At 53.6% G+C, this 22,496-nt stretch carries 18 protein-coding genes; all 18 read left to right on the forward strand.

The window, feature by feature from the left end:
* The first annotated feature begins 184 nt into the window (after window positions 1–184).
* The 18 genes from BCV73_RS29420 to BCV73_RS29505 all read left to right on the forward strand — a co-directional run bounded on the left by BCV73_RS29420 (window position 185) and on the right by BCV73_RS29505 (window position 22,372).
* Window positions 185–1,921: a peptide-binding protein gene (locus BCV73_RS29420; protein WP_076172464.1), complete on the forward strand. Its 1,737-nt coding sequence runs from the start codon at window positions 185–187 to the stop codon at window positions 1,919–1,921.
* A 124-nt stretch (window positions 1,922–2,045) separates the two neighbouring features.
* Complete coding sequence (locus tag BCV73_RS29425) at window positions 2,046–3,017, forward strand: ABC transporter permease (RefSeq protein ID WP_076172462.1); 972 nt, start codon at window positions 2,046–2,048, stop codon at window positions 3,015–3,017.
* Window positions 3,014–4,006: an ABC transporter permease gene (locus BCV73_RS29430; protein ID WP_076172460.1), complete on the forward strand. Its 993-nt coding sequence runs from the start codon at window positions 3,014–3,016 to the stop codon at window positions 4,004–4,006. Before BCV73_RS29425 ends, BCV73_RS29430 begins: the two co-directional genes overlap by 4 nt.
* Window positions 3,973–5,001: an ABC transporter ATP-binding protein gene (locus BCV73_RS29435; protein ID WP_089549488.1), complete on the forward strand. Its 1,029-nt coding sequence runs from the start codon at window positions 3,973–3,975 to the stop codon at window positions 4,999–5,001. Before BCV73_RS29430 ends, BCV73_RS29435 begins: the two co-directional genes overlap by 34 nt.
* Window positions 4,994–5,998 (forward strand): ABC transporter ATP-binding protein, encoded by a 1,005-nt coding sequence (locus tag BCV73_RS29440; RefSeq protein WP_089549489.1) that lies wholly within the window; start codon window positions 4,994–4,996, stop codon window positions 5,996–5,998. The genes BCV73_RS29435 and BCV73_RS29440 overlap by 8 nt, the downstream gene beginning before the upstream one ends.
* Window positions 5,999–6,361: 363 nt before the next feature.
* Window positions 6,362–7,381: an LCP family protein gene (locus BCV73_RS29445; RefSeq protein WP_076172453.1), complete on the forward strand. Its 1,020-nt coding sequence runs from the start codon at window positions 6,362–6,364 to the stop codon at window positions 7,379–7,381.
* A gap of 314 nt (window positions 7,382–7,695) precedes the next feature.
* A complete protein-coding gene (locus tag BCV73_RS29450) occupies window positions 7,696–8,148 on the forward strand; it encodes a CBS domain-containing protein (protein WP_076172451.1) in 453 nt (150 codons plus the stop codon).
* Between the two features lie 356 nt (window positions 8,149–8,504).
* On the forward strand, window positions 8,505–8,807 hold the full coding sequence (locus BCV73_RS29455; protein ID WP_076172449.1) for a MazG-like family protein: 303 nt from the start codon (window positions 8,505–8,507) through the stop codon (window positions 8,805–8,807).
* A gap of 11 nt (window positions 8,808–8,818) precedes the next feature.
* Window positions 8,819–9,730 (forward strand): DUF2232 domain-containing protein, encoded by a 912-nt coding sequence (locus BCV73_RS29460; protein WP_234489821.1) that lies wholly within the window; start codon window positions 8,819–8,821, stop codon window positions 9,728–9,730.
* A gap of 10 nt (window positions 9,731–9,740) precedes the next feature.
* Window positions 9,741–11,744: a DHH family phosphoesterase gene (locus BCV73_RS29465; protein WP_076172445.1), complete on the forward strand. Its 2,004-nt coding sequence runs from the start codon at window positions 9,741–9,743 to the stop codon at window positions 11,742–11,744.
* Window positions 11,741–12,184: a 50S ribosomal protein L9 gene (rplI, locus tag BCV73_RS29470; protein ID WP_076172443.1), complete on the forward strand. Its 444-nt coding sequence runs from the start codon at window positions 11,741–11,743 to the stop codon at window positions 12,182–12,184. Before BCV73_RS29465 ends, rplI begins: the two co-directional genes overlap by 4 nt.
* Window position 12,185: 1 nt before the next feature.
* Window positions 12,186–13,547, forward strand: coding sequence for a replicative DNA helicase (gene dnaB, locus BCV73_RS29475; protein ID WP_076172441.1), 1,362 nt, complete (start codon window positions 12,186–12,188; stop codon window positions 13,545–13,547).
* Window positions 13,548–13,897: 350 nt separating this feature from the next.
* Window positions 13,898–15,178: an adenylosuccinate synthase gene (locus tag BCV73_RS29480; RefSeq protein WP_089549490.1), complete on the forward strand. Its 1,281-nt coding sequence runs from the start codon at window positions 13,898–13,900 to the stop codon at window positions 15,176–15,178.
* A 527-nt stretch (window positions 15,179–15,705) separates the two neighbouring features.
* Entirely contained in the window at window positions 15,706–16,443 is a 738-nt protein-coding gene (locus BCV73_RS29485) for a hypothetical protein (protein WP_089549491.1), read from the forward strand.
* A gap of 246 nt (window positions 16,444–16,689) precedes the next feature.
* Entirely contained in the window at window positions 16,690–18,261 is a 1,572-nt protein-coding gene (locus tag BCV73_RS29490) for a peptidoglycan DD-metalloendopeptidase family protein (RefSeq protein WP_089549492.1), read from the forward strand.
* A gap of 254 nt (window positions 18,262–18,515) precedes the next feature.
* Window positions 18,516–19,250 carry a response regulator YycF gene (gene yycF, locus BCV73_RS29495; RefSeq protein ID WP_089549493.1) on the forward strand — a complete coding sequence of 245 codons (735 nt, stop codon included), beginning with the start codon at window positions 18,516–18,518 and terminating at the stop codon, window positions 19,248–19,250.
* A gap of 75 nt (window positions 19,251–19,325) precedes the next feature.
* Window positions 19,326–21,089 carry a cell wall metabolism sensor histidine kinase WalK gene (walK, locus tag BCV73_RS29500; RefSeq protein ID WP_481855845.1) on the forward strand — a complete coding sequence of 588 codons (1,764 nt, stop codon included), beginning with the start codon at window positions 19,326–19,328 and terminating at the stop codon, window positions 21,087–21,089.
* Window positions 21,086–22,372 (forward strand): YycH family regulatory protein, encoded by a 1,287-nt coding sequence (locus BCV73_RS29505; RefSeq protein WP_089549495.1) that lies wholly within the window; start codon window positions 21,086–21,088, stop codon window positions 22,370–22,372. Before walK ends, BCV73_RS29505 begins: the two co-directional genes overlap by 4 nt.
* Window positions 22,373–22,496 lie beyond the last annotated feature (124 nt).

Genomic DNA, 22,496 nt, shown 5'->3' on the forward strand with positions numbered 1-22,496 from the left:
TACAAGAGGGGGAATTGTTTCAACGTCATTCGGGGGTCGGTTACGGTAACCGAAGTAGGTGTAAAGTCCCTAATGGTTTTCGCGGCCAGATTCGCTTAAGACCATTGGAGAGGTCTTGGGTTGTTCTCGTATCTTATGCGGGACGCCATTATTTTTCAAATCATAAAGGGGAGGAAAATGGTACATGACAAGCAAGAAAAAATGGCTCTCATTACTCGTTTCATTATCGGTAGTCAGCACGCTGTTCGTAGGATGCGGCAGCAAGGATGATGCAAGCAGCACACCTAAAGACGAGGGGAACAAAGAATCGTCTACGAATACGGGCACGGAGGGAACGAAAGAGGCGACCGGTCCGGTGGACGGCGGAACGCTGACTTACGGAAGCTTCTCCGACATCGTTAGCGTAAACCCACTGTTCGTTCAAGATACAGCTTCTGGTGATGCTGCGGAGTTCATGTATGCCAAGCTGTATGACATTAACCGTACAGGTGAAGTCGTAGCCGAGCCTTGGTCTATTGCCGCTGAGCCGATGACGATTTCCGAAGATGGACTTACGTATACCATCAAGCTGAAAGATTCGGCGAAATGGAGCGACGGCGAAGCGATTACGGCCGACGACGTCGTCTTTACATTCAATTCGATTAAGGACCCTAAAGTCGGATCCCCTGGAATGTCCGGATTTGACAAGGTAACGAAAATCGAGAAAGTGGATGACCTTACCGTTAAAATTACGCTGAAACAAGTCTACGCTCCATTCCAATATGTTTTGTCTACCCAAATCGTTCCGGAGCACATCCTGAAGGACGTTAAGCCTGAAGAGCTGCAAAAGAACGTATACGGAACCGATCCGGCCAAAACGGTATCCAGCGGTCCTTGGGTATGGAAAGAGTGGAAGCAGAAGCAGTACCTTTCCTTCGAAAGAAACCCGAACTACTGGGGTCCTAAACCTCATATCGACAAGATCGTATATAAAATCTATGCCGACCAAAACACAGAAGTTCAAGCCCTTATCAAAGGCGACGTTGACCTTCTGGGCGGTATCCCGGTAACCCAAGTCGACGCCGTGAAGAGCAGAGACGGCTTGACCGTTATCCAGGAGCCAGGTCCGCAATACGAGTACCTCGGATTCAACTTCAACCCGGACAACTTCAAGGACAAATTCGTTCCTTGGGCTGGACAAAAAACAAGACAAGCGATTGCTTACGCGCTTAACCGTCAAGGCATGATCGACAACGTTCTGAAAGGCACAGGCAAGCTGATGAACGCTCCGTTCCTGCCAGGTTCTTGGGCAGATCCGGGCGATGCGGCAGTCAACTATGCCTTTGATCCGGAAAAAGCGAAGCAGCTGCTGGCTGAAGACGGATGGACTGCAGGCAGCGACGGCATCCTGACGAAAGACGGACACCGTTTCTCCTTCGAACTTCAATACAACTCGGGTAACAGCCGCCGTGAGCAAGTGGCGAGCGTAATCCAGCAAAACCTGAAGGATGTAGGTATCGAAGTTGTTCCTAAAGCGCTCGACTTCGCTGCATGGGTTGACCAAAACCTGACTCCAGGTAAATACCCGGCAATCCTGATGGGCTGGTCCCTGAACAACCCTGATCCGGACGGAGAAACGACGTTCAGCTCGAAATACTTCCCGCCGGCTGGTCAGAACCAAGGTTTCTATAAGAACGAAAAACTCGACAAGCTGTGGGAAGAAGGAACGGCTGTCGTAGACCAAGAGAAGCGTAAAGAGATTTACAAACAAATCGGTCAAGAGATTTCGACGGACCTTCCATACGTGTTCATGTACCAATACGGTACGCCAACCGCGTATAACAGCAGCAAGGTGAAATTTGCGGAAGAGGATGCTCCTGAATCCTCCCTGGCTTACGGATACTTCTTCCACCTGATCAACTGGTGGGTAGACGCAAAATAATAGACAACATAGGAAGTAACAACGGTGCTAGAGGGGGAGGAAACTTCCCCTCCACCCTTTTTTGTGTTTAAAAAAGGATGATGGTTAGGCGTCCGTGTCCGTATCATCTCTAGGAGGATCAACAATGACTGAATACTTCATCCGCCGCTTACTGCAATCCATTCTTGTACTCTTTCTGATCTCTTTGGTTGCATTCGGCCTTATTCACGCTGCGCCAGGCGGTCCAACACAGATGATGATGGCCCCTGGAGTATCACCCGAAACCGCAAAGATCCAAGCCCATAACCTGGGTCTGGATAAGCCGGTTCCTACCCAGTATGTTATTTGGTTGACGAACATGCTGAAAGGCGACTTGGGTCACACGTTCAAAAACAACCTGCCGGTTGGCGAAGTGTTGTGGCCAACAGTTGGCAACACGATCAAACTGATGGCGTTCGCCTGGTTTATCTCACTGCTCATCGCCATTCCATGGGGGATTTATAACAGTACGAAAGTGTACGGCATTTCCGATCAGACGGCTAACTTTGTCAGTTACATTGGCTTTGCAATGCCTGCGTTCTGGTTCGGGATCATCCTCCAGGAATTGTTTTCCTTAAAACTAGACTGGCTACCGCTATCCGACATGTACGACATGGATAAGCAAGGGAATTTCGGCAACCTGCTGTATCACTTGATTCTGCCTTGCTCCGTCTTGGTGCTTGGTTTCTTGGCCTCATACTCCAAATACGCGCGTTCCAGTATGCTTGAAGTGCTGGAGCAGGACTACATCCGTACGGCCCGTGCGAAGGGTGTTCCTGAGCGCAAAGTTATTTTCCGGCATGCGCTGCGTAATGCCCTGATTCCGATCATTACGATCATCGGCCTCGACCTGCCGATTCTGGTCGGCGGAGCGACCCTGACGGAAAGCGTATTTAACTGGCCGGGCATGGGACGCTTGTTCGTCGAAATGGCCCGTTCGCGTGAGTATTCCGTGTTAATGGCGATTACGCTCATTACGGCTGTGGTCGTCGTTGCCGGTAACTTTATCGCTGATATTCTGTATAAGATCGTCGACCCACGCGTGAAACTTGGAAGTAAAGGAGGCAAATCGGCATGAGCGACATGAACATCGAGACAGCTCCTAATGTTCAGGCATCTGAGCATCCGGAACCGGCCAGCGCGCCACTTCCACCTTCCAAGAAGCCTCCGGGCCCGTGGATGACGGTCGTGAAGAAATTCCTTCGTAATCCTTATGCCGTAACCGGGCTTATTGTATTGCTCTTTTTTGTCGTGATATCGGTACTGGCAAACGTTATTTCGCCTTACGACCCTGCTAAAATCGATCTGATGAATTCCAACTTGAAGCCAGGAACTGGCGATCACCTACTGGGCACAGACGAACTGGGACGCGATATTTTTTCGAGACTGCTGCACAGCGGTCAGATTTCCCTGACGGTCGGCTTTTCCGTCGCAGCCATTTCCGTCATCATCGGAACATTGGTCGGCGCGATTTCCGGCTTCTTCGGCGGCTGGATCGATACGATCTTCATGCGTCTGATTGACGTCATGAACTCGATACCGACGCTCTTCCTGAACATTCTGGTCATGGCGATTTTCGGAACGAAAATCCAATATATGATCATGATTTTGGCCTTTACAAGCTGGATGGGCGTGGCCCGTCTCGTTCGCGGTACGTACCTGCAGCTTCGTGAAATGCAGTACGTTGAAGCTGCCCGTGCTATCGGGGTTTCCAGAACAGGTATTATTTTCAGGCATTTGCTTCGTAACGCAAGCTTTCCGATTATCGTAAACGCCACCCTGATGGTAGGGGGCGCGATTCTTTCCGAGTCCGGATTGTCCTACCTGGGTCTGGGTATCCAGGCACCGGCCACAAGCTGGGGACTTATGCTGAGCAACTCGCAGGAGTTTATGCTGATTGACCCGTTGCAGGCCATTTATCCAGGGGTTTGTATCCTGGCGGTCGTGCTTGCCGTCAACTTCATCGGCGACGGTATCCGCGATGCGATGGACCCTAGACAGAAGAAGAAGATTTCCCGGAGGAGGCTGGACAAATGGCGGAAAAACTACTCGAAATCCGGAATCTGACCACGGCATTTATGTCCGAGAATGGTTTCGTCAAAGCGACGGACCGGATCTCACTCAATATCGAAAAAGGACAGACGCTCTGCCTCGTCGGCGAGTCCGGCAGCGGAAAAAGTGTTACCTCTTTATCCATCATGCGTCTGATAGATTATGCAGGGGGCAGTATACTGGAAGGTAACATCCGGTTTAATGGCGACGACCTTGCAACTAAAGAGCAGGATCAGATGAGATCGATCCGCGGCAACAAGATCGCAATGATTTTCCAGGACCCGATGTCTGCGCTTAATCCCGTCTTTACCGTGGGCGAGCAGATCGCGGAGAGCCTGCGTCTGCATCAGAACAAGAGCCACAGCGAAGCCTGGAAAGAAGCGATCGAGCTGCTTCGTCTGGTAGGTATACCGGCTCCGGAAATGCGAGCCAAGCAGTACCCGCACGAGTTGTCCGGCGGTATGTGTCAGCGCGTCGTCATCGCGGTGGCACTGGCCTGCAAGCCCGAGCTCTTGATTGCGGATGAACCGACAACCGCATTGGACGTGACGGTACAGGCACAGATTCTGGACCTTCTGATGAAACTGAAAGAAGAACTCGGTATGGCGATTCTGCTGATCACACACGATATGGGTGTGGCTGCCGAGGTAGCTGACCATATTGCCGTTATGTATGCGGGCTCGATCGTCGAGCAGGGTACGGTTGAAGAGATTTTCTCGAACCCCTCCCACCCATACACGGTTGGTCTGCTGCAGTCCATTCCGGGATTTGAAGGCAAACGCGGCAACGAATTGTACACGATCAAGGGTACCATCCCTGGTCTGGGCAACCTGCCGAAAGGATGCCGCTTTAACCCGCGCTGCCCGCATGTGATGGATAAATGCCGTCAGGTGGAGCCGGGCGATATTCAGATCGGCGTAGAACACAGCACGAAATGCTGGTTGTACGAAGACAAGGATCGTAACGGAGTCTCGGTAAGCGGTGGAATAGGGGGAAATGCCAATGGCTAAGAACTTGATCGAAGTAGAGCACGTGAAGAAGTATTTCCCTATCCATAAAGGACTGCTGAACCGTGTTGTGGGCAATGTCAAAGCGGTCGACGACGTGTCCATTACGATCCGCGAAGGCGAAACTTTCGGACTCGTCGGCGAGTCCGGATGCGGCAAGTCTACGCTGGGCCGGGTCATTTTACGGCTGCAGAACGCTACTGCTGGTGCCGTTAAATTTAACGGGCGCGATATTCATTCCATGGGCTCCAAGGAATTGAACAAAATGCGCGAGGAAATGCAAATTATTTTCCAGGATCCGTTCGGTTCTCTGAACCCTCGTTTCCTGGTCAAGGATATTATCGGCGAACCGCTGAAGGTCCATACGAAGATGTCTTCTTCGGAGATCGAAAAGCGCGTCATTGAGCTGATGGAGCTGGTCGGTTTGGACGCTTCGCGTCGGAACCGTTATCCACATGAATTTTCCGGCGGTCAGCGTCAGCGGATCGGGATCGCTCGCGCCATCGCCCTGAATCCGAAATTCATCGTGGCCGACGAAGCGGTATCGGCGCTTGACGTGTCGGTCCAGTCGCAGGTCATCAACCTGCTGATGAAGCTGCAGCGCGAAATGGGCCTGACGTTCCTGTTCATCGCCCACGGCCTGAACGTCGTCCGTCATATCTCCGACCGCGTCGGCGTCATGTACCTCGGTAAAATGGTTGAGGTCGGCGAAACGGAAACGCTGTACGCCAACCCGCTTCATCCTTACACCGCGGCGCTTCTATCCGCGATTCCGAAGCCGACGCCAACGAAGAAACGCAACCGGATCGTCCTTCAGGGCGATGTGCCGTCTCCGGCCAATCCACCGTCCGGCTGCCGTTTCCATCCGCGCTGCCCGTTTGCTCAGGAGAAATGCAGCCAAGTGGAACCGGCCCTGACGGAAGTGCTTCCTGGGCGCCAGGTGGCCTGCCACTTCCCGATCGGCGTGGAAGGCGGTTCGGACCTGAACAGCCTGAAGTAATATTATATTCGACGATTAGAGTTATATGCTGCGTATACAGGAAGGATTGGGGTCCTTCTGAGCGTTCCATATACAGCCCTGCCTGCGGTGTTCAGCCGAGGCGGGGCTTTTTTTGAGGAATGAACACGGCTCAGAAATATCCTCATTCCGGTAACACTGTTACCTTTTTAAGGTTTTCTTTTGTTTCGTTTGCGTTTACAATGTAAATGTCGTTTGGCTGTGACTTTATACCCAAATGGCAGCGGGCAAGCTTGTGCGTCAAGCCTTCGCCCCTCGTGTAAATATAGAAGGGAGGGATGGAAGTACAGGCGCGACCTGGCTATAATTCATTTTTTATTCTAAATTTAAAGAAGGAATCCCTTAATGAAAAAGAGAACAAAAACATATATAACGTTAACTGTGATTTTGCTGCTTCTGGCCGGAGGGGCTTATCTCTTCCGCAAGCAGCTCGCAGTCATGGCCTTTGACCTGTTCCTGTCCAAGCAAGTGGAAAGCTCGCTGCAGAAATCGTATCAGCCGTTGACGTCCCAGGACAACGTGCCGAGCAAGCCGGTGGAGAAGATTGCGTATCAAAGCAAGCCGTTCTCGGTGCTGCTGCTCGGATCCGACCAGCGTGACAACGAACCGTCGCGTTCGGATACAATCATTTATTCGGTCGTACGTCCAAAGGATTCCAAGGTGCTGCTCATTTCGATTCCGCGGGACACGTATACAGAGATTGTCGGCAAAGGCAAAAAAGATAAAATTACCCATGCGTATGCCTTTGGAGGTCAGCAGATGTCCAAGGATACCGTCGAGGCGTTCCTGGACCACGATATCAATTATTATGCCACCATCAATTTCAAAGGTCTGAAGGACGCGGTTGACGCGCTGGGCGGCGTGGAGCTGCCGATCGGCAAAGATATTGTCAACAAAGGCAAGGATCATGAGAAATTTACGGTCAAAGCCAATAAGCCTATTTACAGCGGTGAAGAAGCGCTCAACTATGTGCGCTACCGGGAGGACAGCGATTTTAACCGGACGAAGCGCCAGCAGGTCTTTTTGGACGCGGTGGCCAACCGGATGCTGAACCTGAATCAAATTTCCAAAATTCCGGAGCTGCTCGAAATTATGGGTGACAATTTCAAAACCGATATGCAGCCCAATTTCATTATCAATTTAGCGAAACAAGTGCTGGCCGGTGATAAGGCTGAGATGACTGCCTATACCATCATGGGTGAGGGCATGAAGATTGACGGCGTTTATTATGATGAGCCGATCAAGAAGGATGTGCAGAACGCCAAGAAGCTGATCGACAGCTGGGAGAATCCGGACACCCCTTCGGATCAGCTGTTGACGCCTGACATGTTGGATAAGAAGGAAGAAACGACTGTTGCAAAGTAACAAAAACGTCTATCGACGAACATTCTAAGAAGCCAGACCGCATTTAGCGGAAGTTTTTATTGCGATATAAGGATGTTGAGTCCACGAAGATTAAGCTTTCTTATATCTAAAACAAAGCGTGCCTATTGGCTCGCATATAGAAAAAACCAAACCGCAACAAGCAGCAGTGTGCATTTGCGGGATCAGAAATGCGGGGCATGATCGGCAGCCACAGGTTCGGCTGCTGATTTTGTGTCCCTACTGAGACATTGGGCGGTTTGAAACGTATGGAGTTAGGGGAACCTTGAAAAAGGGTAAGAGGAGGATCAATTTTCATGAATATAGCGTTTTTTCTGCTCCCTAAACAGGAAGTGGTCAGTGTTACCATGGACTCCACGCTGCGGCAAACGCTGGAACGGATGGAGTATCACAGGTACACGGCCGTACCGATCGTCGGGAAGAACGGGGAATATGCAGGAACGGTCACGGAAGGCGATCTGCTCTGGTATATGAAGAACTCCGGCGGAAAGGTGACGTTCGAGAATACGTCCAAATTTCTGCTGAAGGAAGTTCCGCTCAAAGTGCATAATAAGCCGGTGTCCATCGACGCCAATATGGAAGATCTGATTAATTTGGCGAAAGTACAGAACTTCGTGCCGGTGGTGGATGATATGAACCGGTTTATCGGCATCGTGCGCAGAAGCCAGATTATCGAATATTGTGAGAAGTTCGTCTCCAGAGAATCCACAGCTTCGGAGGAGACCAAGGCATCCATAGAGACCCGCTAATCCGCTGGTTTGAGGAAGCTGGGCAAAGATTTTGAATAAGCAATGGCAAAAGACCTGCTTGGATTGGGATGTACGGGATGGCAGGTCTTTTTTGCCTTATCATTTATTCATTTACCCGTTTGTAGGCAGGAACATAGGCAGAGGTTAATAACGCCACTTTGCTGGAAGTTTGCCGCCGTTTTAGGCCAGGGGGGCTTTTCGTGAGAGGCTATTATTTATGCTATAATGGAGAATAAAGCTTTTTCATCAAAAAAAGGCGTATTTGCTGATATTGGGCCGCCGAAGAGAAACCGAATAGGCATCGGAGGATAAAGCCCCACATCGTGGGGTTATTTAAGGGAGTGTGACCTAGAGGCATGCCAAAGGATTTGGATGTAGCCAAACGCGCTAAAGTTATTGAATGGCTGAAAACCGAAGTCGTAGACCACGTATCCCGTCTTTTCAAAGCCTTGTGGGAAGGCAGCACCACCCGAGTGGGCGACAGTCTCGCCAGCTTGATTATGAGCTCTTACATACTGGCCCGCAGGCTCGGCATGTCCTACCGGGACATGGATGATCTGCTGCTCGACAAATTGAAGAAGCATAAACAGGAAGGTCACCAGCTTGAAGATTGGTACCAGGATATTTCCGCGCTGGAAGAACATATGCGTAAGAGGTGAACACATTGAAAATGCGCTGGACGTCGGTAGTCTGGAGTGTCGTCTATTTGCTCCTGCTGCTATCTTTACTATCTCCCTTCTCGATTGTGACCGTCTTTTTTCTCATCCTGCCGGCCGCAATCCTATTCACAACACTTAACGTCAAATCGTTCATACTGCATGTGCTCCCGGTTTGGCTGATTGCCTACCTTGTACATCCGGTGTATTTGCTGCTCGCCGTTTATTTTATGATTCCTGCCCTGATTATGGGGCGGGCCTACAAGAGAAGGGTGCCGGCTATACGCACATTGATGCTGGGTGCAGGTACCATTCTGGCGGAACTGCTGCTCCTGCTATTGGTCGGAACGGCGTTCTTCCACTTTGATCTGTCCAGCTACGTCCATGACATTGTCAAAATGACGATGTCTCCGCTGCGTGATGTAGGCGGAAGCAACCCGCTGATTTCGGATATGGCCTGGTCCCCCGAGGAGATGCAGATGGTAAGCGACGCCACGGTGCAAATGATTCCTTTTGCCATGATAGTCAGTTCCTTTATGATGGCGGTGATCACGCACGCGCTTGCTCGTCCGATCATGGACAGCATGGGCTTCTCTGTCCCAAGGCTGAAGCCTGCCCGCGAGTGGATGCTGCCGAGATCCCTGATCTGGTATTATCTGATTGGTGTCATTATTGAAATTTTCGCAAGCGGATCAAAGAACAGCTTTCTCGACATGATTGCCGCGAACTTGCTGCCGCTTCTGCATATTTGCTTTATGATTCAAGCGTTTGGCTTCTTCTTCTTTTTGGGGCACAAGCGGAAATGGCATCCCGTCATCCCGCTGCTGTTCGCGATTCCCATTCTGCTGTTCCCGCCGATGCGGATTATCGGCATTCTGGATCTTGCATTTCCGCTTCGTCAATTTATGACCAAATCAAAACGTTAGGGTGGGTGTCATGCCTAAATTTCTACAGAAACGCTGGCACGGCTATTATACCGTCTGGGCGTTTGCGCTGATGCTGGTTCTGGTCATTATTGTGACCCGGTATAACTGGGCGCTGGGAATCGTCAGCCTCTGCCTTGTCGTCGCGCTCTGCTATGCGGTGCTGAAGAAGGAAATGGACTTCCGCAAAAAACTGCTTGAATATATCAACGGCCTCTCCTTCCGGGTGAAACGGGTGGAAGGGGAAGCCATCAATACGCTGCCCTTCGGGATCGTGCTGTACAGCGAGGACCGCGTGGTTGAATGGAATAACCGGTTCGTCTGTACCATGTTCGGTCAAAAATCGCTTGTGGGCGCTAGCCTATCCGAGCTGTTTCCCGATCTGATGCCGCTGCTTGCCGAGAAAAGGGACGGCGGCCGGGAAGCGCATAAGGACGGGCCCAAGGAGATCGAGACGGAAATCCAGGTGGGCGAGCTGCACTATCATTTGATCCTGAATACCGATGAGCGGCTGATCTATCTGTACGACGTAACGGAGATGGTCGTACTCCGGGAGAAATACGAGGCCGAGAAGCTGGCGATCGGCATTATTATGATGGATAACCTGGACGAAGCGGCCCAGGGCATGGATGACCAGCAGCGCACGTCGCTCATTGCGAAGGTGACCAGCGAAATCACGGAATGGGCGAAGCATTACGAAGTGTATCTGCGGCGCTTGTCGTCCGACCGGTATTTGATGATGCTGAACTACAGATCGCTCCAGGAGCTGGAGAAAAGCCGCTTTGTCATTCTTGACGAGGTCCGCGAAATGACCGCGGAGCTGAAGGTGCCGATGACGCTGAGCATCGGGCTGGGCTTTGGCCCCGACAGCATCAGCGAGCTGGGCGAGCTGGCGCAGTCGTCGCTCGACATGGCGCTCGGGCGCGGCGGCGACCAGGCGGCCGTCAAGGCCGGCCAGCGGCTGTCCTTCTACGGCGGCAAGTCCAACGCCGTCGAGAAGCGCACGCGGGTCCGGGCGCGCGTCATCGCGCACGCGCTGCGCGACCTGATGCAGGAGAGCGACAAGGTGTTCATCATGGGGCACAAGATGCCGGATATGGACGTCATCGGTGCCTCCATCGGCGTGCTGAAGGCGGCGCAGATGTACAATGTGGAAGCGTACATCGTGCTCCCTGGCACAAACCCGTCCATTGAGCGGATGATGACCCAGGTCCAGAAGGACGAGAAGCTCGTCGAGCGCTTCATCTCGCCGGAGCAGGCGCTGCAGCTGATCAGCCCGCACAGCCTGCTGGTCGTGGTGGACACGCACAAGGCGTCCATGACGATCGAACCGAAGCTGGTTCATCACGCCAGCCGGGTCGTCGTGGTCGATCATCACCGCCGCGGCGAAGAATTCATCAACGACGCCGTGCTCGTGTACATGGAGCCGTACGCTTCATCCGCGTGCGAGCTGGTGACGGAGCTGCTGCAGTATATCCATGAGAAAATCCAGCTCACGCCGCTGGAAGCGACCATGCTGCTGGCCGGGATTACGGTGGATACGAAGCATTTTGCGCTGCATACCGGTTCCCGGACCTTTGAGGCGGCAGGCTTCCTCCGCCGGAGTGGAGCGGATACGATCCAGATCCAGCGGATGCTGAAGGAAGACCTGCAGGAATATCTGGCAAAGTCAGATATCATTAAGCGTGCTAAAATGGTATATGATCATATCGCTCTGGCCGTCACGGATCCGGGAACGGTCATCCCGCAGCTGCTCATTGCGCAGGTGGCGGATACGCTGCTGAACATGACGGATGTGGTGGCCTCCTTCGTGATCAGTGAACGTCCGGACGGGTTGATCGGGATCAGCGCCCGTTCCTTCGGGAAGATGAACGTGCAGGTCGTGATGGAGCGCCTCGGCGGCGGAGGCCATCTGACCAATGCTGCCGTGCAGCTGAAGGGTACCGTTAAGGAAGCGGAGGCCCAGCTGCTCGAAGTTCTTGCACAAATTGAGGAGAAAGAGGGGTTGTTCGAATGAAAGTCATTTTTATCAAGGATGTTAAGGGTCAAGGCAAAAAAGGGGACATTAAAGATATATCGGAAGGTTACGCAACGAATTTCCTTATTCCGCGCGGCCTCGCCCGTGTGGCAACCGAGGGTAACATGAAGACGCTGGAGAACCAGAACGCGGCCGAACAGAAGCGCAAAGAGCAGGAGAAAGAGGAAGCACAGGTTCTCGGCAAAAAATTGGAAGAGATGACCGTACAGCTTAAAGCGAAAGCCGGGGAAGGCGGACGGCTGTTCGGAGCAATCACTAGCAAGCAAATCGCGGATGCACTTTCGCAGCAAGGCATCAAGATCGACAAACGCAAGATCGAATTGGATGAGCCGATCCGGACATTGGGCGTGACGCAGATGACCGTGAAGCTTCATCCGGATGTCAAAGCTACGCTGAAGGTCCAGGTCACGGAGGAATAAGATGGGCGGAGAGCTCTTTTTCGACCGGATTCCCCCGCAAAATCTGGAGGCGGAGCAGGCGGTTCTAGGTGCGATTCTGCTGCAGAGCGAGGCTATGATCACCGCGATGGAGCGGGTTACGCCCGAGGATTTCTACGATGTGCCGCATCAGCTGATTTATGAGGCGATGATCCAGCTTGGAGAAGAGAACCAGCCGATTGATCTCATTACCTTAACCTCGCGTCTGCAGGACAAGGGACAGCTGGAGGAAATCGGGGGCGTCAGCTACCTGGCGAAGCTGGCACATGCGGTGCCGACAGCGGCCAATGTGGAGTATTACGCCCAGATCATCGAAGAGAAATCCATGCTGCGGCGGCTCATCCGCACAGCGACGCAGATCGTCAGCGAAGGCTATACCGGCGGCGAGGACGTATCCGGCATGCTGAGCGACGCCGAGCGGCGCATCCTGGAGATTTCCAACCGGCGCAGCGGCAGCGGCTTTGTCGCCATCCGCGACGTGCTGATGGAAGTGTTCGAGCGCGTTGAGGTGCTGCACCAGCAGAGCGGAAGCACCACCGGCATACCGACAGGCTTTGTCGATTTGGACCGGATGACGAACGGCTTCCAGCGTTCCGACCTGATTATCGTGGCTGCCCGTCCTTCCGTCGGCAAGACGGCGTTTGCCTTGAACATCGCCCAGAACGTGGCGGTTCGTGCGAAAGAAACGGTCGCGATTTTCAGTCTGGAGATGTCGGCGCCCCAGCTCGTCAACCGGATGATCTGTGCCGAAGCCAACCTGGACGCCAACCTGATGCGTACCGGCGATTTCAAGACCGATGAAGATTGGGCCAAGCTGACCATGGGGATCGCTTCCCTGGCGGAGGCCGAAATTTATATCGATGATACGCCAGGCATTACCGTTGCGGATATCCGCTCCAAGTGCCGCCGTCTGAAGAAGGAGAAGGGGCTCGGGATGATCGTGATCGACTACCTGCAGCTGATCCAGGGACGCGGCAAAGCCGGCGAGAACCGCCAGCAGGAAGTATCTGAAATTTCCCGTACATTGAAACAGATCGCGCGTGAGCTCAGCGTGCCGGTTATCGCGCTGTCCCAGCTCAGCCGGGGCGTAGAGCAGCGGCAGGACAAGCGTCCGATGATGAGTGACCTTCGTGAATCGGGTTCCATCGAGCAGGATGCCGATATCGTTGCGTTCCTATACCGCGACGACTACTATAACCAAGAGACGGAGAAGAAAAACATCATCGAGATCATTATCGCCAAGCAGCGTAACGGTCCGGTGGGCACCGTCGAACTGGTCTTCATGAAGAATTTCAATAAGTTCGTCAATTACGAGCGGACGCACACCGACGCATTTGCGATGTAGCGAAGCCGGCGATGTTGTTCGCGAGAACAGATAGATAGATCCAATCGATCTTATAAATGGTTATCCATATTTCTAAGAATGCTTGTCTTATTTCCGAACAATTGTACTTTAGTTAGTGCAATTGTTCGTTTTTTATTTGACTTTAAAAATGGGGACTGTTACACTGGTAATGCTGCTTTAGCACAGTCCAGCGCTCGTCTCATGGTAGGGGACACTGGAACGTGTGAGGGTTTTACATGCCCTTTGACGATGGCAGCTTTGAAATGGTGCATAATCATACTTGCAGGTAAACATAATGAAATAAGCTTGTAATTAAAATGCGGTGGTACACACCAAGCGGGGGAATGAACATGTCAACAGTAGTCGTTGTGGGAACACAATGGGGAGACGAGGGCAAAGGCAAGATTACGGATTATCTTGCAGAAAGCGCCGATGTGGTGGCCCGGTATCAAGGCGGCAACAATGCCGGTCATACCATTCTGATTGACGGTAAAAAATATAAACTCAGCCTGATTCCATCCGGCGTATTTTATTCCGATAAAATTTGCGTCATCGGCAACGGGATGGTCATCAACCCGGCGGCACTGCTCGAAGAGATCCAATACATTCACGATAACGGATTTACGACGGACAACCTGAGAATCAGCGATCGTGCGCATGTCATTATGCCGTATCACATGGTGCTGGACGGTCTGGAGGAAGACCGCAAAGGGCCGAACAAGATCGGCACGACCCGGAAAGGGATCGGCCCATGCTACATGGACAAGGCGGCACGTAACGGCATCCGGATTTCCGATCTGATGGATCCCGAGGAGTTTGAACTCAAGCTTCGCCATCTGATGAAAGAGAAGAACCAGGTCATTGAAATGTACGGCGGGGAGTCGCTGGACGTCGAGGAAGTGCTGAAACAGTACCTGGACTATGCGGAGCAAATCCGGAAGTACGTTACCGATACCTCGGTCGTCCTGAACGACGCGATCGACGAAGACCGCAAGGTGCTGTTTGAGGGTGCGCAAGGGGTCATGCTGGATATTGACCAAGGCACGTACCCATATGTGACTTCGTCCAACCCGTCCGCGGGCGGCGTATGTATCGGATCGGGCGTAGGGCCGTCCAAAATCCAGCAGGTTATTGGCGTGGCCAAATCCTACACGACCCGTGTAGGCGACGGACCGTTCCCGACCGAGCTGAACAACGAGATCGGCGATTATATCCGGGAGAAGGGCCATGAGTACGGCACCGTAACGGGACGTGCACGCCGCGTCGGCTGGTTTGACAGCGTCGTGGTCCGCCATGCGCGCCGTGTCAGCGGCCTGACAGGACTGTCGCTGAACTCTCTGGACGTGCTTACAGGTCTCGATACGGTTAAAATCTGCACCGGATACAAATACCGCGGGGAAATCATAACCCACTACCCGTCGAGCCTGAAAATGCTGGGCGAATGCGAAGCGGTGTACGAGGAAATGCCGGGCTGGCACGAAGATATTTCCGGCGCGAAGACGCTGGACGATCTGCCGGAAACGACACGCAACTATGTTAACCGCGTATCCGAGCTCACAGGCATTCCGATTGCTATCTTCTCGGTAGGACGCAACCGGAACCAGACCAATCAGGTGCTGCCGATCTATTAATAAGTAATCAGTTGTACAATAGCCGGGGAAACAGGCGAATTGATACCGTTTTGATCGAAGAGGTCACCTTAACGCCAAGTGCGTCAGGGTGGCTTTTTTTTGAGATGTTCGAGAGTATATAAACTTTGCGGAGTCAGCTTCCTTGTTGTGGAGTCTGCGTAAAAGTATCTGGAATAAGCGTCGAAGCATAAGCCCCACTTTGTTGGGGCTATTTTGCGTACCGCAGGATTGAATCCTTCGCTTCCCGTCAATACTGCTAGATATATAGATTGAATTTGAAAATTTACAGGAAGTTTCAGTTCATTCTATTGAACAGCGCCGTTTCATAGAGTTCGGCCGCCGTGACTCTGATAGAGTCGGAGCGGTGCAGAATTTGGGGCGGCCTGGCCCGTAGCGATTACGCTCTAATAACAGTCAATCATACGTGTTGGCATGGATAGGTCGTCACAGGTCGTCACAAAGAATAACGGCTGGAATGCCGGAAAACAGCCCGGATATGACGGGAAGGGCAAAGGAGGAGGTGCGCTATGAAGATTGCGCAATGGCTGCTCAAAACGGTGCTGACTGTGGTGCTGATCAGCGGCCTGACGGTACTTACGACAGGAGCTGTCGTGAATATGTATGTCCAATCGCTGCTGGCCAGCTTTAACATTCAGCTGGAGGGCCAGCCGACGGGCATCGGTGGCATGATGAAGGGAATGCTGGGATTGAACAACACCAAGGAAAAGGAGCCCGATAAAGAGGCGGCCAGCACGGCTCATGCGGCGGACGACAGCAAGTCAACGGTTGGAAGCACGAATACGGCAGAAACCGGAACAGGCAGCACGGAGGGAGCGGGAGAAACTGCCGGAACCGGGTCCCAGACCGGAACCAACGCTGGTGAGGCGGGATCGGGGGGCAGTACGGCCGGTATGGAGACGGGGGGAAACGCAGACGGCGAGGGCACGGATGCGCCGGACGACGCGCTGCCCGTTATGGGGCAGGGCCTGAGCGAATCGGCCATGGGCGGCCAGTCCGCAGCCGATCAGCAGGTTGTCATCAGCCCGGACGAAATGATCCAGAAGAAAGATGAGCTGACCGCGACGGAGAAGGAGCAGATTTTTAATATTTTGATGAAAAAGCTGCCGCAATCGGAAATGCAAAAAATTTCGGCCGCCATGGAGGACGGCCTGACCGAGCAAGAATTATCGACAATAGAAGACACGATCTCCAAGTATTTGACGAAGGAAGAATATGCCGCGCTTAGTAAACTGCTGGAGCAATAGGCAGCTGGAAACACTGGGCGATCAAACCCAACGGAGGAAGTTGTAACCTTTTAATGAATTAAAGCAACGCAATCCACTTATAGGTAAATAACATAAACCCGCGCTGGACGTGGGTTTTTTGCTTTACGCCGAGAGTTGAATTGTTTGTAAACGTTGTGTTAAAGTATAGATTGTGTAAAAAGGTATCAAAATTTTAACTTTTTCGTCATTTTTGAAAAAGCATACAAAGCAAACAAGGAGAGAGTTATGAAGGGTTTTAAGGGTAACCGCTGGAAGGAGAATAATCAAGCTTCGACAAATTCCGCGCAACTCTCCGGAAAGCAGGATGAACATCAGCATATGGGCGCTGCGACGCCTGGAACTGAACCTCAAGGGCGGAAATGGAGCGCTCCACGGAAATGGATCGCGGGTACGGCCGGTGCGGTCATCGTGATCGCTGGACTTGTGTATGCAGGCAATCAGTACGTCAATGCCAATATGGTCCCGTATTATCATGTCCTTGTACATAATCAGGAAATCGGGACGGTCAAGGATCCCTCTCAAATCGATAAGCTGTTCAGCCAGAAACAGCAGGAATATCAAGATAAATATCCGGGTGTGGAGATGGTGCTTCAGACGGACGGCATCACGACGAAGGTCGAGAAGGCGTTTCAGGCCAAGCCCGATACGGATAACACGCTCAAGAAGCTGGACGGTATGCTTAAGGCATATGCCGAAGGTGTGGAACTGAAAGTAAACGGCAAGGTCGTTGGGATCGTGAAGGACCAGGCCACGGTGGATGCCGCGCTGGAACAGGCGCAAATGAAGTTCGCGCCGAAGGCTGCAGTCACTGCGGCCAGCGGGAAGGACAAAGTGGAAACGAAGCTGAAGAAGATGGCAGCTACTACTTCCTCTGCGAAAACCGCGTCGACGCCGGGAACTTCGGTCCAAAAGGTGTCTATTCAGGAGAAAGTGACGGTAGCGCCGGTCAAAGCCGACCCGAACAAAGTGCTGACCGCTGCGGAGGCAGCCAAGCTGCTGACGACCGGGCAGGAAGCGCCGCTGGTGTACACGGTGGAGGAAGGCGATACGATCAGCACGATCGCGAGCCAGTTCAAGATCAGCCAGAAGGAGATTTACAGCAACAATCCGGGTGTGAAGGAAAAGTACCTGCAGATCGGCGATCAGCTGAAGCTGACCGTACCGAAGCCGCCAATTACGGTGAAGACGGTCGAGAAGGTGACCGAACAGGTATCGACTGCGCCGGAAATCGAAATCCGCAAGAGCAAGGAACTGCCGGCCGGCAAGACCAAGGTCGTTCGGCCCGGACAGGAAGGCCTGAAGGTAATGACCTATCAGGTGACGAAGGAGAATGGAAAGGTCGTCAGTGAGCAGTGGCTCGGACAAACGGTCGTGAAGTCTTCGCTCAAAGAGGTCGTCCTGCAGGGAACGAAAGTTCCGGGCAGAGGTTCCGGACAGTTCGCCTGGCCGGTGAGCGGCCATGTCATATCCAGTTCCTACGGCACGCGCTGGGGCAAGATGCATAAGGGCATCGACATGGTATCCGGCAACCGGACGATCATGGCGGCTGACGACGGCACGGTAACCTTTACGGGCCAAATCAGCGGCTACGGCAACGCCATCATCATCAGTCACGGCAACGGCTATGAAACGCTGTACGGACATTTGAACAGCATCTCGGTTCACAGCGGTCAAAAAGTAAGCCAAGGCCAAAAAATCGGCATCATGGGCAGCACCGGACATTCGACCGGCACCCACCTGCATTTTGAGATCCACAAGAACGGTTCGATTCAGAACCCGATGAAATATTTGAACTGAGTTGGGCTGCGGTAAGGATTAGCATAAGATCATAACCGGATACAGCTATCATATATTTATATTCAAAGCATGGTCTCCTGAGGGAGGCCGTGCTTTTTTTAGTGGGATGGCGGAGGTTTGCAAGAAATTTTCATGAAAAGGAAAGGATTACTGCCAAAACTGCGGCTCTGCGGGATGTGACGGGCTTCCAGGTATGGTAAAATAAAAAGGACAGTGTCAACAAGTACGGAGAGAAAAAGAGGTGGGGTCAGCCGATGCAGGGAACCATTTTGGTCGTGGATGATGAACAGCCGATTGCCGATATTTTGAAATTTAATTTGGAAAAAGAGGGATACGAGGTCATCTGTACCTTTGACGGCGTGAGCGCCGTGGAAATGGCCTTGTCTGCGCAGCCGGACCTGATGCTGCTGGATCTGATGCTGCCCGGCAAAGACGGCATGGATGTGTGCCGCGAGGTGCGCGCCGCCGGGATGGAGCTGCCGATTATTATGCTGACGGCCAAGGACGAGGAGATCGACAAGGTGCTGGGGCTGGAACTTGGGGCGGATGACTATGTCACCAAGCCGTTCAGCACGCGCGAGCTGCTGGCCCGGGTCAAGGCGCAGATGCGGCGCCAGAACAAACCGAACGGTACGGAGGCGGCCGCCGCGCCTGCCGCGGAGACGCCGAAGCAGGGCGTGCAGCTGTTCGGCCTGTTTATCGATACGGATATGTATCTGGTGTACAAGGACGGCGAAGCGCTGGATCTGACGCACCGGGAGTACGAGCTGCTGTATTACTTGACCAAAAATGCGGGCAAAGTCATGACGCGGGAGCATCTGCTGCAGGCGGTATGGGGATTTGAATACTTCGGCGATGTCCGCACCGTCGATGTGACGATCCGGCGTCTGCGCGAGAAAATCGAGGAGAATCCGAGCAAGCCGGAATACATCCTTACCCGGAGGGGGCTTGGCTACGTCATGCGGAGTCCCAAAAACGGAGGCCTGTAAATGAAATGGCCCTCCTTTTTCCGCACGATCCAGGCGAAGCTGATCATCATCTATGTGCTGCTTATCCTGATCGCGATGCAGCTGATCGGGGTGTATTTTGTCAGCGCGATGAAAAATTCCCTGACCAGCAACTTTACGAAGGACCTTCAGGAGCGGGCGGAGCTGCTGTCGGTGCTTGCGGCGGATAAGCTGGGCGGCACCGGGGATACGGGAGAGAATAATCCGGTGGAGAGCCTGGGAGCAATCGTCAACAACCTGTTCAACCTGAACGGGGCGGAAATCCAGGTGCTTGACGCCAGCGGCAAGGTGCTGATCACGTCTTACCCTTCGCATGCCGACTATGTCGGGAAGAAGAACACGCAGACGGTCGTGAGCCGGGCGCTGCAGGGCATCAAGGACAACGAGGAATACGTCATCGATGAAGACAACGTGCGCAAGAAGGTCGTGGCGAAGCCGGTCATGAACAATGGGAAAATCGTCGGCGCCATCTACATCGTCGCTTCGATGAAGGAGCTGTACGATACGATGGGCCGGGTGAACAACATTTTTATTTCCGGGATCCTGCTGGCGCTGGGGATGACCTGCGTGCTCGGCGTCATTCTGGCTCATACGATCACTCACCCGATCAAGGAAATGACCAACCACGCCACTGCGGTGGCCGAGGGCAGCTTCGACCAGAAAATGCCCGTATTCGGCAACGATGAAATCGGCCAGCTCAGCGAGGCGTTCAACTATATGACTTCGCGGCTGCGCGAAGCGCTGATCCAGAACGAAGAGGAGAAAGAGAAGCTCGCTTCGATCCTGACGAACATGAGCGACGGCGTGATCGCCACGGACGAAGCCGGCAAGGTCATCCTGATGAACCGCCGCGCCGGAGCGATCCTTGGCGTGGACGAGGATGAGCTGGCCGGAAGCGATATCGCGCAAGTGCTGGGACTGACGCCGGAGCAGGCGGACACGTTCACGGAAGGAACGTACGTGACGATGCTGCTGCAGATCAGCCCGGAAGAGGAGAAGGAGAAATCGCGCCATTACATGGTGCGCGTGACCTTTACTCCGATTCACCGCCGCGAATTTGGCATCACGGGCACGATCGCCGTGCTGCAGGATGTGACGGAGCAGGAGAAGCTCGAGGCGTCACGCCGTGAGTTCGTGGCGAACGTGTCGCATGAGCTGCGCACACCGCTCACGACGATCAAGAGCTACACCGAAGCGCTGGATAACGGGGCACTGGACGATCCGCCGCTGGCGTCACGGTTTGTCGGGGTCATCCAGAACGAAACGGAGCGGATGATCCGGCTCGTGACGGACCTGCTCCATCTGTCCAGACTGGACAACAAGGAGGCGCTGCTGCGCAAGCAGCCGACCGATGTGCTCGAAATGCTGGAGGACGTGTCGGACCGCTTTTCTTTTCAAATGCAGCAGAAGGGCATTCTGGCGGAAGTCCGCGTGGAGGAAGGGGTTCAGAAGGCGCCGTTCGACCGGGACCAGATCGATCAGGTGCTGGACAACCTCGTGTCCAATGCGCTCAAATATACGCCTTCCGGCGGAAGCATCACAATGGAAGCGGCGCTGACCGAAGGCCGTCTGCTCGCCATTTCGGTCCAGGATACCGGCATCGGCATTCCGAAGAAGGACCTGGACCGGATCTTCGAGCGCTTCTACCGGGTGGACAAGGCCCGTTCCCGCAACATGGGCGGCACCGGACTCGGACTGTCCATCGCCCGCGAGATCGTGCTCGCCCACGGCGGCACCATCTCCCTTCAGTCGGAGCTGGGGCAGGGCACGAAGGTGACGTTTACGCTGCCTCTGGGTGACGAAGGGGGGAGCGCCTCATGAAGGAGAAGATGAAATCGATCCTGCTGGCGGTGCTCGTTGCCGGCAGCCTGGTGCAGAGCTATTACCTGATTTACCGGCTGCCGGGCGGGGATTCGATCGCCAAAACGGAGAACAATTATATCAAGACGGACAACATGGGGCCGGAGGAGAGCGCCGAGAACCTGATTTATCCGGATAAAATGCAGATTCATATGGGAGAAGGCAAGCATACCGTCTTCTACCCGAACTCCACGTTCTACAACTTGATCTACTCGCGTCTGAAGGGACGCAGCTTCGAGAGCTTCCAGCGCCGTCCGGTGGAGAACACGGACTGGAGCAAGATCCGCAATGAGGATCCCGGGATCGAGCTGACCTTCGGATCGGGAATCCCGGTATCGCTGCTCCAGCGCGTCATGCAGATCGCGCCTGACTCGCTGTTTGAAGCGGAGCGGATCGACCGGATCTGGATTTATACGTCGCCGAACGATTCCAAGACGCATGCGATGTTCTTCAGTACGGAAGGCGATGTCGTCTATGAAGCCGGCAAAGTCGACCTGACGGTGCAGGACGTGCAGCAGCATGTCGATTTCGGCAAGGAATGGACGGCTTACTCTTCGGAGGCAGGCGGCAAATATTATGTGCCGCAGTCGTCCATCCAGATGGTGGAGGCTGAAATTAATATTGGCGTCTATACGGTGGAACAGATGCAGCAGAGCCTCTTCTTCGACCCCGGAATAACCCGTTACATCCAGGAAAAGGACGGATCGGAGATTTATACGGACAGCAAGCGGAGCCTCCAGGTGCGGCAGGAGCAGAAGTGGATCAGCTACACCGATCCGGCCGCGCCGCCGGCGGGCGAGAGCAGCGACGGGAAGGATGCGCTGGCTGCCGTTGACTTCGTCAACGAGCATGGCGGCTGGAATGGAACCTACCGGCTCGGCCAGTCGGGCACCGGAGAGGACCGCAGCCAAATCGTGTTCCAGCAGTATTACGGCGCTTATCCGATTCTGGACACGCTTAATTTCCATTACGGCACGATCCGGCTGAACCTGCAGCAGGGCACCGTGTCGGCCTATGAACGCTCCCTGATCTATATGAAATCCGGAGAGCAGCATAAGACAATGGTGAAGCTGCCGGGCGGTGCCGAGCTCAAGGAGAAGCTGAGCCGGATCAACAAGGACTCGGCGATCGAGGATCTATATCCGGCGTATTTGCCGGAGCTGACCAAGACCGGAACGGGGCTGAAGCTGACGCCGGTCTGGGCGGTGAAGCAGGAGAGCGGCGCCGTGACGGTGATCCGCTAAAAGGACGCCAGGCTTGGCATAATGCGGGTTGACCGATGAAAAAGAGTGGCGTAAGGTGGGAGTAGCAGGAAATTCTGCCGCCCAATCAATATCTTGCTGCTGTATTTAGGGCAATAACGGATGC

The organism is Paenibacillus sp. SSG-1 (genome assembly GCF_002224835.1).
Lineage (GTDB): Bacteria > Bacillota > Bacilli > Paenibacillales > Paenibacillaceae > Paenibacillus_AQ > Paenibacillus_AQ favisporus.